General features: G+C 36.7%; 8 protein-coding genes and 2 pseudogenes. 6 read left to right on the forward strand and 4 right to left on the reverse strand.

Annotated elements, in window-relative coordinates; genetic code table 11:
• Positions 1-4 precede the first annotated feature (4 nt).
• The 6 genes from FHG85_RS09965 (at position 5) to FHG85_RS09990 (ending at position 10,051) form a co-directional block, all read left to right on the forward strand.
• On the forward strand, positions 5-1,642 hold the full coding sequence (locus FHG85_RS09965) for a S8 family serine peptidase (RefSeq protein ID WP_173075439.1): 1,638 nt from the start codon (positions 5-7) through the stop codon (positions 1,640-1,642).
• Positions 1,643-3,013 carry an exodeoxyribonuclease VII large subunit gene (xseA, locus tag FHG85_RS09970; RefSeq protein WP_173075441.1) on the forward strand — a complete coding sequence of 457 codons (1,371 nt, stop codon included), beginning with the start codon at positions 1,643-1,645 and terminating at the stop codon, positions 3,011-3,013.
• Positions 3,014-3,032: 19 nt separating this feature from the next.
• Entirely contained in the window at positions 3,033-5,222 is a 2,190-nt protein-coding gene (locus FHG85_RS09975; protein WP_173075443.1) for an ATP-binding protein, read from the forward strand.
• A gap of 105 nt (positions 5,223-5,327) precedes the next feature.
• Positions 5,328-8,153 (forward strand): tetratricopeptide repeat protein, encoded by a 2,826-nt coding sequence (locus tag FHG85_RS09980; RefSeq protein WP_173075445.1) that lies wholly within the window; start codon positions 5,328-5,330, stop codon positions 8,151-8,153.
• A 3-nt stretch (positions 8,154-8,156) separates the two neighbouring features.
• Positions 8,157-8,363 (forward strand): exodeoxyribonuclease VII small subunit, encoded by a 207-nt coding sequence (gene xseB, locus FHG85_RS09985; protein ID WP_173075447.1) that lies wholly within the window; start codon positions 8,157-8,159, stop codon positions 8,361-8,363.
• Positions 8,364-8,446: 83 nt separating this feature from the next.
• Positions 8,447-10,051: an adenylate/guanylate cyclase domain-containing protein gene (locus tag FHG85_RS09990; protein WP_173075449.1), complete on the forward strand. Its 1,605-nt coding sequence runs from the start codon at positions 8,447-8,449 to the stop codon at positions 10,049-10,051.
• Here the strand turns inward: FHG85_RS09990 and cdd are convergent, their stop codons facing one another.
• From cdd to FHG85_RS10005, 4 genes and pseudogenes are all read right to left on the reverse strand, one after another.
• Positions 10,052-10,534, reverse strand: a complete 483-nt coding sequence (gene cdd / locus FHG85_RS09995) for a cytidine deaminase (RefSeq protein WP_173075451.1) — start codon at positions 10,532-10,534, stop codon at positions 10,052-10,054. It abuts the gene before it with no gap.
• Positions 10,535-10,661: 127 nt separating this feature from the next.
• Positions 10,662-12,093, reverse strand: a pseudogene (gene aspA, locus FHG85_RS10000) (aspartate ammonia-lyase).
• Positions 12,094-12,189: 96 nt separating this feature from the next.
• Positions 12,190-12,522 (reverse strand): annotated as a pseudogene (locus FHG85_RS13325) (cyclic nucleotide-binding domain-containing protein); the annotation flags it as partial.
• Between the two features lie 237 nt (positions 12,523-12,759).
• Positions 12,760-13,611: a S1 family peptidase gene (locus tag FHG85_RS10005; RefSeq protein ID WP_173075453.1), complete on the reverse strand. Its 852-nt coding sequence runs from the start codon at positions 13,609-13,611 to the stop codon at positions 12,760-12,762.
• Positions 13,612-13,751: the final 140 nt, after the last annotated feature.

The raw sequence follows: 13,751 nt of genomic DNA on the forward strand, positions 1-13,751 counted from the left end.
CTAAATGATGGAACAAAGATTTATTAAAACTACACTTCTTCTAATTATTTTCCAATGCGCTTTTTCCCCGTTATTGGGGCAAACTAAATATTTTATTGCATTTACCGACAAGCAAAACAACCTTTACTCACTTGATAATCCCGAAAAGTTTCTCTCAAGCAGAGCAATTGAAAGGAGAACAACACAAAACATCCCTATTACAGAAGAAGACTTACCTGTCTCCAATACATATATAGAACAGCTCGCCAGCCTCACAACCACCATTCACTACCCTTTAAAATGGTTTAACGGTGTTGTTGCTACCGTTGACCCAAACAACATTGCCAGCATACAAGACCTACCCTTTGTTAAAAGCATCACAAAAATCTATGAACCTGTTAAATCGCAGAAACAAATTAACACTGATTGGAAAACAGCAAGTGAAGTTTTACAGACAAAAAAGCAATCAACATCATTAAATTACGGGATTTCATTCAACCAAATAGCGATGCACAATGGTCACCTTTTTCACAATAACGGTTACCTAGGCGAAGGAATTACAATTGCTATTCTTGATGCTGGATTTTTAAATGTTAACACACACTATGCTTTTGATAGCCTTTGGGCTAATCAACAAATCTTAGGTACTCGCGATTTTGTCGACCCCTCTTCAAACATATTTGCAGAGCACTACCACGGAGCCATGGTTTTATCTACCATAGGAGGATATGCCGATGGCATGCTAATAGGCACCGCCCCAAAAGCTAATTTCTGGCTTATTAGAACCGAAGATGCAAACACAGAACAGCTCATAGAGGAGTATAACTGGGCTGCTGGAGCGGAACTTGCCGATAGTGCTGGTGTTGACATAATAAACTCATCGCTGGGCTATACTGAGTTCGATGTACAAGAGCAAAGCCACACCTACCAAGACTTAGATGGGCAAACCACACCAATTACGCTTGCAGCCAACATTGCAGCTAGCAAGGGCATGGTGGTAGTGGTAAGCGCTGGCAACGAAGGAAGCAAACCATGGCATTACATCTCAGCACCTGCCGATTCCCCAAACGTATTGACCGTTGGTGCAGTAGATGCCAACAAAACAATTGCATCGTTTAGTTCACGAGGACCAACTGCTGATGGTAGGATAAAACCTGATGTTTGCGCCATGGGAGTTAATTCGGTAGTTGCAGCAAATGATGGGAGTATTGGAACTAATAATGGCACATCGTTCTCTGCTCCAATAATGGCTGGTTTGGTAGCATGCTTTTGGCAGTCAAACCCTTCGTTAACGGCTAAAAAAATTGTTGAAAAAGTAAAAGATATTTCATCAAGGTATTCAGCTCCCGACAACACTTATGGATATGGTATCCCCGATTTTGCTCAAACATTAACTTTTTCGCAAGAATATGATTTCTCTGAAGTAAAGGTATGGCCAAATCCTTTCTTTAACGAAATCAATATTTCGTTACCAGGTCCAGCTTTTAATGGTAAAATATCGATATATAATTCACTCGGAACAAAAATCTTTTCAAAATCATTTCAAAAATATGACAACAATTATATCACTATAAAAATTTCAAATGAAGCCCCTAAGGGATTATACATAATAAAAGTTATTAACGGTAAGCATCAGCTCACAACAAAATGTATGAAATATTAAATGGAGCAGACAAAGCAAACATACTCTCTACTGGAATTAAACAATCTTGTAAAAGAAAGGCTTAAGGAGAATTTTCCAAGCCCATACTGGGTTATAGGTGAAATTAGCGAAATAAAAGAACATAACTCGGGGCACTGCTACCTGGAGCTAATTCAAAAAGATGAAAACTCAAATAGCATTGTAGCAAGGGCAAGGGCAACAATCTGGGCATATACCTATCGAATGCTAAAGCCATACTTTGAATCAGCTACTGGAATAAAACTCACCTCCAGCCTTAAAGTAATGGTACTTGCACAGGTTACCTTTCATGAATCGTTTGGGTACAGCCTAAACATTACCGACATAGAACCAACTTACACTATTGGCGATTTAGAACTCAAAAAACGCGAAACCATTAATAAGCTCATAGCTGATGGTGTATTTGACATGAACCGCGAGCTATCGCTTAACATTCTACCAAATAGAATTGCTATTATCTCTTCGTCTCAAGCAGCTGGTTATCAAGACTTCATTGACCAACTCGAAAACAACAAAGAAAATTTCAAGTTTGATGTAACTCTATTCGAAGCAACCATGCAGGGCGAGCAAGCCGTGCGATCAATAATCGATGCCCTTACCAGAATTAACGACAGAATTGACGAATTTGATGCTGTTGCAATTCTCAGGGGTGGTGGTGCAACGGTAGACCTTTCATGTTTCGACAACTACGAACTTGCAAGCCACATTGCACAGTTCCCTCTTCCTATCATAACAGGTATAGGTCATGAAAAGGACAAAAGTATTGCCGACATGGTAGCATACCAAGCGGTTAAAACACCTACTGCGTTGGCTGAGTATCTTATTGATGCTATCGCCGAAGCTGAAAGCATCTACTTAAACCTTAAAGAACGCCTACAAGATGTTGCAAGCGAGACATTAGAAAAAGAGAGTTCAAGGTTAATCCAAATTACTACTCATCTCAATAACTTTTGCCAGCTAAAACTAAAAAAAGAGGAGCATGCCATTATCAGCTTGTCTGAACAGCTATTCTCTTCAACAAAGATTGCAGTTTTTAAAAGTAAATCGCTTATTAGTAGGCTAAACGAATCGTTAAATGGATTGGCTCGGCATGTTATTAATAATCGCTATCAACATATTGAAGCATTAAACAAAAACATCAGTAAAACGTTTTTAGCTAAAATTCACAAGGATAAACAAAAGTTAGATTTTTTAAACAGAATGATAGCAACATTGGACCCTATAAACACGTTAAAAAAAGGGTTTACAATAACAAAAATAAATGGTAATATTGTAAAAAGTAGTAAGAGCATTAAAACCAACGACATAATCACAACTATTTTTCATGACGGTGAAGTAAAAAGTAAAGTTTAATCAATTTAAAAAGACAGTATTGAATAGAACTTTTAAAAATACGAGCGCACTTTTTGCCCTAGTACTCTTGGCAACTGCTGTTTTTTCGCAAACCATTTCCACAAATATCGACAGCCTAAAAAATTTATTGCACACTACAAATGGAATAAGAAAGGTTAATCTACTAAAAGAGATCTCTGTTTCCTTTTGGAACTCAAATATCGATTCATCAATATACTATGCTGAAAAGGCATTGCTAGAAGCTAAGAAAGACGGAAGCGACGCTGCTCTTGGCGAGGCCTATAATAATTTAGGGAATGCATTTGCCATTAAATATAAATACGACATCGCTTTAAAGTATTACCAGAAAGCATTAGAGCATAGAGAGCGTAATGGAAATCCTACAAAAATTGCTGATACCTACTATAACATTGGTCTTTTATATCGGGATCAAAAGAAAATAAACAATGCTATTGTCAATTTTGAAACAGCTGCTGATTATTATTCTAAAGCAAATGATTATGAATCTCAGCTAGACAGTTATAACAGAATCATAAGCATTTATACCGATATTAACAATAAAAACAAAGCGTTAGAATACTCATTCAAAACACTCAGTATAGCAAATGCTCATAACCTAGACGATAAAAAGGCAAATATTTATAACAGAATAGGCTCTTTAAACCGACTACTTAAAAATTTTGATCTAGCGGAGAAATATTATTCGCTTGCCTTTAAAGAATGGAAAAAAAGCAATAATCTTTATGGCATGCAATCTGCATATAACAACCTTGGTATTATTTATGACGAAAAAGGGCAAGTACAGAAAGCTTTAGAGTACTATAATAAATCCCTAGAGCTTGCAATAAAGTTAAAGGACTCTTCAGGCATAGCAACAGCGTATAATAATATTGGATACCTTAACTCTAGTATCAAAGAATACGAAAGTGCACTCACTAATTATTACAGATCCTTAAAAATATCAGAAGCCACCAACCAAAAAGATGCTATTTTTAACACTTTAAACAATATTGCAGCAATTTACCTAAAAAAAAACAACCTAACTTTAGCTCAGAAAACTCTCAAAAGAGCTTTAACCTTGATAAAGGATGTTAAAGAGATATCCTACAAACTAGAAACGCACCAGCTACTTTCTGAGCTATATAGAAAGAAAGGAGATTTCAAAAAAGCTTACTATCATAAGAACATTGAACTGGCCTACACCGACTCCCTTTATACGCAACAGCAAATTGCCAGCATCACCGAGATGCAAACTAGATATGAAACAGAGGCAAAAGAAAAAGAAATTGAACTCCTAAAGAAAGATGTTGAGCTAAAGGAACTACAATACAAACAGCAAAAAAATGTTCAGCAGGTTTTAATATCTCTTACACTTTTACTAGCAATTATTTTTATAGGTACCACTTTGGTGTTATATATCATCAGAAAAAAGAATAGGCAACTAGCTGAAAAAAATAAGGAACTCAATATAATTAACACAAAACTTAAAGAATCTGAAGCAAACTTAAAAGAACTAAACCTAACAAAAGACAAACTTTTTACAATCATCGCACATGATTTAAAAAACCCATTTAATGCATTAATTGGATTTAGCGACATCTTAGAACGCAACTATCATCATCTTACTGATAACGAGAAGAAAGAGTATATTTCTGTAATATCAGAATCTTCTAAAAACCTTTATAAACTCTTAGATAACCTTTTACAATGGACTAGAACTCAAACAGGAAGCATTAACTACATACCTGAAATTTTCAAGCTTGAACCAATCATCAACCAAGAAATTTCAACTTTAAGTGCTAATGCTGAAAAAAAGAATATAGTTATCAAAACGAATTATAACCTAAACAAATCGGTTTTTGCCGATAAAAATTCTATTGCAACTGTAATAAGAAATCTTTTAAGCAACGCTATAAAATTCACCGACATTGGAGGTAAGGTAGAAGTTACTCTACGCGAATCAACCGAGGAGCCAAAAAAAGCTGAAGTAATCATTAAAGACTCAGGTGTAGGTATAAGCAAAGAAGATCTAGATAAAATATTTCTTTTAGATGGTTCGCACAGCACAAAAGGCACAGCAAACGAATCTGGCACAGGACTAGGACTGTTGCTATGCCATGAATTTGTAACAAAGAACAATGGGAAAATCTGGGTAAAAAGCACCAGGGGCAAAGGAAGTGAATTCCATTTTACTCTTCCTACAGCCTAATCATATCAATTTGTCACATACATTTTTTTTTTTTACTTTGCTAGGTAATTATACTTAAAGCAAAGTATGCATAAAGCAATAATCTTAATAAACATAATTGCTCAGATGCTTTTTTTCAAGCATCTTAATGCAACAGATTTCAATACAGACAGCATAGTGAATCAGGTCAAAATTTATTCTACAGAAAACCCCGAACTAGCTGCCGTTTACTGTCATAAAATTTTCACTCAGTTCAAAAATAACCCTAACGATACCCTAGCATTTAGCTATCATATAGCAATGAGCGACTACAAAAAGGGGATTGGGCTAACAAATGATGCACTGGCTCATGCAGACACAGCTCTTAACATTGCCAATTCAATGCAAAACTATAGCTGGTCTATTTCAGCCATGCTAACTAAATCATCGATACTTACTACAAGCGGAAACTATAGCGAAGCCTTTAAGGTTATAGAAAAAGCAAAAACGCTATCGCTTAGAACTAAAAAACCAGAAAATATAATCCAATGCTATTTGAACTACGGCGACATATACAAAGAGCTTGGGCGATCAAAGGAGGCTATTGAGAAAAAAAATGAGGCCACTGCTCTTGCAAAAAAGTACAATACAAAACTAGCTGAAAGTTATAAAAGCCTAGGAAGCACACAATTCTATTTTGGTTTATATCAAGATGCGCTAAAATCATACTATGAAGGACTTATAGCGGCAGAACATCTGCTCGATACTAGCCAAATAATTTCAATAACCAAAAACATAGGCCTGATATATAGAGAGCTAGGCGATTTTGACAAAGCACTTACTCAGCTAAACGATGCGATGTTATTAGCACAGAAGACAAACAAAATAAGCGAAATTGCTGAAATTCTAAATATTATCGGAGGTGTTTACATAAAATTTTCTCGTCCTAAACAAGCTCTCTCATACTACAATCAAAGCTTAGCCCTTAGAGAAAAACTAAATTTAAAGCAATCGTGTATAAAAACCCTCAGTAACCTGGCACGAACATATCTTAAACTAAGGCAAAACGACGATGCTATAAAAGCTCTTCAAAGAGCTATAAACCTTTCCAAAGAGGTTGGAGACCCAATAACCGAAGCAAACACGCAAACGGATATGGGTAACACATTCCTTCAACTTGGAAACTACGCCCAGGCACTAAAACAATACTTAATAGCCCTTAAAATAAGGCAATCCTATGGCAAAGCCGAAGATATTGCCAAATCTATGATAAACATAGCACTTGTATACAGAAACCTTGGATTAACACAAAACGCTCTCAAGTACGCATTAGATGCCAAAAAAACTTTAGAAAATCTAGAAGTTAAGCCAGACCTTAAAATATATGTTTTCCGCAACCTTGGAAACATCTATCTTGATAAAAAAGACTATGCCCAGGCTATCGCAGCGTATCAGAAAGCACTAGAACTCAGCGAAAAGAAAGGTGATGACATTTTATTAACCAGCATCTTAAAAAATATTGCACAGGCTTATTTAGACTGGGGAAATATCCGAAAAGCAAGAAACACGGCAAGCCAAGCAGCAAAAATTGCTATCAGGAATAACCAGAACCAAGTACTTGCAGATATCTATAACACGCTTGGAAATGTTGAGAAGAAAGCCAAGAACTACGATTTAGCAATAAGGCATTTCACTAATGCTGCCCAAAAATACAAAAGCTCAGCAAATCCAACTGGCGAAGCTCTGTGTTACAGGAAGATTGGCGAGATATATACAATAAAGAAAGACTTTGAACTTGCCTATAACTTCATAAACACATCAATTAGTACAGGTTGGAAAATTAAAAACCCTTACCTTGTTGCATATGGATTTAAGTCACTTTACGAGCTAGAGTACAAGAAAGAAAATTACAAAAAAGCCCTGGAATACTATCAGAAGCATATCAGCATAAAAGACAGTATTGAAAATGCAAAGCATAACGAATCAAACCTTGAAGCTCACATTAATCTTGAGCTTGATAAGACAAAAAATGAAATTAAACTGATAGAAGCTGAAGTTGAATCTTTAAGAACCAAGGTACAACTCGATAAGGAACGGATAAAAAAGCAAAAAGCACAACGCAACTTTCTAATAACCATAGTTCTGCTTCTTCTGTTCATTGCGGCAACAACTGTTTTCTTCTATATCCAAAAAAAGAAGTTAAGCCAATTCCAACAGGAAAAGTACGACGAACTCGCACGTATAAACAACGAATTAAATCGATATAGAAAAGAATTAGAGCAAACCATTAAAACGAAGGACAAGCTCTTTTCAATAATTGCTCACGATTTACGAAGCCCATTCACAGGTCTTTTAGGGTTCTCTGAAATATTATCACAAAAGGCAGATGAATTATCAATAGAAGAAGTAAAAGACTATAGCCATAACATTTACCTATCGGCATCTAACATTTTGATGCTGACAGAGAACCTGCTTCACTGGGCGAAAAGCCAGTCGGGCAGAATCAAACTAGCACCAACTAAGATTGATATTCAGAATCTTATCAACGATGCCATCGCTGTGGCATCAATTGCCGCAAAGGAAAAGAATATTCAAATTCAGCATTCCATTAAAGAACCCTACAAGTTAATTGCCGATTACGATACACTCTTAACCGTAATTCGAAACCTGCTTAGCAACGCAATCAAATTCACACCAAGCGGAGGGAAAGTATCGGTTGACGTATCGAAAGAGATGAATTCCTTAAAAATAAAAATATCGGACACAGGTGTTGGCATTGAACCGGAGAACCTTAGCAAGCTATTCAAGCTGGATGGTTACACAACCAAGGGCACAAACTCAGAAAGCGGCACGGGATTGGGTCTAATTATTTGCAAGGAATTTACAGAGGCAAACGGTGGTAAGATTGAGGTTGCAAGCACTATTGGAAAAGGAACAACATTTACTATAACTTTAACCTTAAAAAACGATTAGCTTATGGCAACAAAGAATATAAAGTATAACGAAGCTATTGAAGAAGTAGAAGAGATTATAAACCAGATTGAATCGAATGAACTAGATATAGATGAGCTTACAAGCAAAATCAAACGGGCCTCGGACCTATTAAAAATCTGTAAACAAAAGCTCTACAAAACAGAACAAGATGTTCAAAAACTGCTTGACGAAATGCAAGAAGACAGCTAACTTGTTAACCTTCATAAAAAAATACTTTTAATATTTTTGCATATAATTCAAATTCATTTAATTTGGTCATATAAACTTTCGAAATGCCATACAAGGTACTTTTAGCAAGCGGTAGCCAACAACTAAAAACTGATATTTATAGGATTTTCAGCCTCGTTGAGGATGAGTTTACTATCAAAGAAATAACAGATATTGAATACATCATATCCTTTATAAGTGAAGAAGATCCTGATCTCATTCTATATGACATCCATTTTGAAAATAGTGCATCAACTGACATTCTCAAAATAATAAAAGCAGATCCTAAATCTGCGGACATTCCCATTCTTGCCATTGTAGATTTTTTGCAACCTGAAATTGTACAACAAATCTTTAATGCTGGTGCCGACGATTTTATAGGCAGACCTATAAATACTCCTGAGCTTATTCAAAGGACAATGGTTGGCATACAACGTGGTCGTATGCTTAAAAAGTTAAAAACCCTTTCATCCCATTTCGACAGCATTACTACTGCTATAAGCCAAGCAGGGAACTCAGTTATCATAATTGACAGCAAAGGAGAAATCACCTGGGTTAACGAGGGGTTTAAAAGGCTCTACGAATGCACACTTGATTATTTTAAATCGGTTTTTGGCGATAATCTTTTTGCAAGTAATGTGAGTGCAAAAACCGCCGACGCGTTTAAACGTTGTTTAAATGGAGAGTATGTAATTTACGAAAGCAATTGGGTTACACCCAACGGAAAAACAAAATTTATACAAACCAGCTTAACCCCAGTTTTTGACGATCTCCAAAACCTCAGCCATGTTGTAGCCATAGAAATGGATATTACAGATCTTAAAATCATAGAAAAAAACTTAGCTGACAAAAACGAACATTTACAAACCATTACCGAAAGTCTTGAAGAAGCAAATAAGATACTAGAAGAGCAACAATTGCAAATTCAAAAGCAATCGGAATTACTTGCCGAAGAAAAACAAAAAACTGAAGCTCTGCTACTAAACATTCTCCCATTAGAGGTAGCGAATGCATTACAAAAGAAGGGGTTTTACAAGCCAAAGAAGTTCAAAGAAGTATCTGTGATGTTTGCTGATTTTGTAGGATTCTCAAAAATCAGCAAAACCTATGAAAACATTATCGATTTTTTAAATGTTCTTAGTAGCTACTTTGAGGCATTTGATGAAATTATTACGCAACGCTACATTGAAAAAATCAAAACAATTGGAGACGCGTACATGTGCGTTGGAGGGGTACCTAGGTCAAATCATAGTCACCCTTTCGATACTGTTCTTGCAGCACTTGAGCTACAACAGTTTGTAAAAGAGAAGGCAAAACAAGACGCTAAAAGCAATAAACCAATCTGGGCTATCAGAGTTGGGATTCATACAGGTAGCGTTATAGCTGGTGTAATTGGTAAGCACAAGTTTGCTTATGATATCTGGGGCGACACAGTAAATGTTGCAAGCAGAATGGAAACTGCATGCGAGCCAGGTAAAATCAACATATCCGAAACAACTTACAACTACATAAAAGATTACTTTGTTTGTACCCCTAGAGGTAAAATACCCGCTAAAAATATCGGCGAAATTGAGATGTACTTTGTTGAAAGGATCAAGCCCGAGTACTCTGAAGATACTGAAGGCTACATTCCTAACAACACCTTAAAGAAAATAGTATCGTCGTTATAATTATTTCGTATTATCTACATCGTCAACGTTAGTAAAGCTAAACGGTAAAAGATCTTTAACATCACTCACCCTAATTATTTTATTTTCACCTACCATATAAACAGGGTATGCCTTTTTAGAAATATTTTGATATTCAAGCATCACCTGCCTACAGGCTCCACAAGGTGAAATAGGGTTTTTAGTAATACCATCGCCACTTGATGCCACAACAGCCATTGCCTTAATAGGAACGTTTGGGTATTTTGAACCTGCATAGAATAATGCCACACGTTCAGCACATAAACCCGAGGGATAGGCACCGTTTTCCTGATTGCTTCCAGTAATAACTTCGCCGTTCTCAAGTAACACAGCAGCTCCAACCCTAAAATGCGAGTAAGGCGAATAGCTTCCGCTTAATGCATCTTTAGCCTTTTCTATTAATTCCCTCTCCCAATTTTCCATTCCATCCGAGACGGTAAGTTCTTTATAATCTATGGTTAACATGATGTTGACTTTTATCAATCGTTCTTCAAATTTAACCCATCTTATATTTTTTAATACTCAAAATTGTAAATATAGTATATTTTTCTAGCCAGTCGTCAGTTTGCATAACATACCTCTACAGAATAAGCTAAAACTTTATCTTTCTTGGTTTCACCATGTTCTCGGGCGATAAGATTGTATCGAGTTGTTCTTTAGACAAAAGCCCTTTTTCTAGAACCAAATCATATACACTTTTATTGCTAACAAGAGCCTCTTTAGCAACCTGAGAGGATGCCTCATAACCGATGTAGGGGTTAAGTGCAGTTACAAGTCCAATAGAGTTAAGAACCATGTTCTTACAATGCTCACGGTTTGCAGTGATCCCTACGACACACCTATTCTTGAGTGTATTCATGCCATTTTTAAGCATCTCAATAGACTCAAATAAGCTTTGAACTATCACAGGTTCAAAAACATTTAGTTCAAGCTGTCCCCCTTCGGCAGCCATAGTAACAGTCAAATCGTTCCCAATTACCTTAAAGGCAATTTGATTAACAACCTCTGGTATGACTGGGTTTACTTTACCGGGCATAATTGAAGAACCAGGCTGCATAGGAGGTAGGTTTATTTCATTTAATCCTGCGCGAGGACCCGAGGAGAGCAACCTAAGGTCATTTGAAATCTTAGATAACTTAATTGCCAATCTCTTAACAGCCGAGGAATACATAACAAAGGCTCCAGTATCCTGTGTTGCCTCTACCAAATTAGCAGCAAGTACAAGATCCAGCCCAGTGATTCTTCTTAGATGTGCTATTACCTTGCTAGGATAATCGGGGTCTGAGTTAATTCCTGTACCTATGGCAGGCCCCCATATTTACCTCGTAAAACAGCTTGGCATTCTGGTTTAAACGCTCAACCTCCTCTTCAAGGGTAGCTGCATAAGCATCGAATTCTTGACCAAGGGTCATAGGAACAGCATCCTGAAGCTGGGTTCGTCCCATTTTTAGCACATCGGCAAATTCTTTTCCCTTCTCCTTAAACGATTCAATAAGCGACTCAAGGACATTTACTAACTTCTGGTTAGAACGAATTAAAGCAATCTTTACTGCTGTGGGGTAGGCATCGTTTGTCGACTGCGACATGTTAACATGATTCAAAGGGTGACAGTAGGTATACTGCCCTTTGGAATATCCAAGGTGCTCGAGAGCCCTATTCGCAATCACCTCATTGGCATTCATGTTTGTTGAAGTTCCTGCTCCACCTTGAATCATATCAACAACAAACTGATTATGGAAACGCCCTTTTACAATTTCAGTACAAGCTTTAACTATAGCATCCTTCACGTTAGGGTCAAGCAAGCCCAATTCGCAATTTGCTTCGGCAGCGGCTTGCTTTACCATGGCAAGGGCATCAATAAGATCGGGATAAAAGTTTAGTGTAACACCTGAAATATTAAAATTCTCAATTGCCCTAAGTGTTTGAACACCATAATAGTACTCTGCGGGCACTTCCCGTTCTCCAAGCAAATCATGCTCCATTCTTGTAGCTCCCGACTCGTATTGGCTTGCAGGATTCACCATCCTACTGTTGGCATTTCGCATCCTACGGTGCATCACACGGGTGATATTGATTAACACTTTACGCGCAATTTCGGGGCTTGATATTAGATCATCGACTTTAAGAAGCAATGTTTTTGTGGGAGCTAAAGCTCTAGCAGATGTTGAGTGTGTTGTTTCCGATGACCAAACACCTTCGCCAAGAAAGTCTCCTTTGGAAAACTGCGACAACTTCAGCTCAACGCCATGCGGGTTGCTTTTGAAAAGTTCAACTTGCCCTTCAAAAATAATGTGTATTCCTTCTCGCTTGGAGTTTTCAACGAAAAGCATACCATTTTCAGGATACTCTCGTTCAATTATATTTTTAGCCAAATCCTTTAACTCTTCATCGCTTAAGCCTTTAAAAAGCTCAACGTTTTTCAGAAAATCTATATAAATATTATTGCGTGCCATAACAAAATCTTTTTTGTAATGAATTCACAAAACTAAACAAGTAGCAACCAGATTAGTTAAAGAAATCGTAGAGAAATTTTGATTTTATTATTGTTTAACAAAAAGGGTGGCAGTAGGCCTCTCTACACATGGTAAGGATTAATTATTTTTCTTGCATTCCTCCAATAACGTTACTTAAAATAAATGGGGGTGTCTAATATGGTTTAGACACCCCCAACCAACCCATGAAAACAAAAACTACTCGTTTTTAAGACCTATGTTTACTTCTACACCTAAACCAGATGTTCTGGGCTGTTCTAAAATTGCTTTTTCATTAAAGTAAGTTATAATATGATCGAGCATAACCGCCTGGGAGAGCCCTGTAGCAGTGTACTTAAACATATTCTGAGCAAGAAGTTTAATCTGATTTTGATTTGCAATGAGTACCTGTATGGGGTCAATGTCGTCAACAAAAAACTTACCCTCTATTTTCCTCAACTCTTCAATGTTGGTTTTAATGTAGCGCATCAAATCGTTGTACGATTTTGCAACAGGGTTGCTCCTTCTGGAAACAATAGCTATTACCTGCATTGTTTCTGGGTCAATAACAGGCGCACCACTATTTCCATGGCATATCAATGTATCGATATTTAAGTACCTAACACCATTTTTATTTGCAAATGCTGATGAAACTATCCCTTTTTTGATAGATAGATTATGTTCCTGTGAGTTAAACCCTAGCACAGCGATATCCATACCAATGGGATACGACCAACGTTCACACAAAGAAAGGCTTGGGATTGAATCGAACTCAGGGAAATCAATATTGAAAACAGCATAATCAGAATTGTTATGAGTAAACCCAACCCTTAAGTCATCAACAAACTCTTGGTAATCTAGCCTCAATACTGCTTTTGGAGTATTAGCATCTAATTCAACAAACTTGATTTCAACTTTTCGTGCATCCTTTACATAAAACGCTTGTTCACATGTAACTAACGACTTATTTATTTTAAAACCGGTTAATGCATCTACCAATATCCCATGTTCGTTGTAAAAGTTAATACAACAAACGGACTGCGAACACTGATTCCATACTTTCCTGTACATAGGTCTTTGTTATTAGTGGTTTATAACGACAACGTTTTTATCAGAGTAAACACAAAAAGCAGGGTGATAACAAAAAAAATCACGAACACCCCAATATCTAACTTATGCTTTCGAATAAACCTGTTCATATCCCTGATTTT

It is taken from the genome of Tenuifilum thalassicum (assembly GCF_013265555.1).
GTDB classification, from domain to species: Bacteria; Bacteroidota; Bacteroidia; order Bacteroidales; family Tenuifilaceae; genus Tenuifilum; species Tenuifilum thalassicum.

Bases quoted from the DNA above. Each gene is read 5' to 3' on its own strand.
- FHG85_RS09965 (WP_173075439.1), top strand. From the start codon at position 5: ATGATGGAACAAAGATTTATTAAAACTACACTTCTTCTAATTATTTTC.
- xseA (WP_173075441.1), top strand. From the start codon at position 1,643: ATGGAGCAGACAAAGCAAACATACTCTCTACTGGAATTAAACAATCTT.
- FHG85_RS09980 (WP_173075445.1), top strand. From the start codon at position 5,328: ATGCTTTTTTTCAAGCATCTTAATGCAACAGATTTCAATACAGACAGC.
- xseB (WP_173075447.1), top strand. From the start codon at position 8,157: ATGGCAACAAAGAATATAAAGTATAACGAAGCTATTGAAGAAGTAGAA.
- FHG85_RS09990 (WP_173075449.1), top strand. From the start codon at position 8,447: ATGCCATACAAGGTACTTTTAGCAAGCGGTAGCCAACAACTAAAAACT.
- cdd (WP_173075451.1), bottom strand. From the start codon at position 10,534: ATGTTAACCATAGATTATAAAGAACTTACCGTCTCGGATGGAATGGAA.
- FHG85_RS10005 (WP_173075453.1), bottom strand. From the start codon at position 13,611: ATGTACAGGAAAGTATGGAATCAGTGTTCGCAGTCCGTTTGTTGTATT.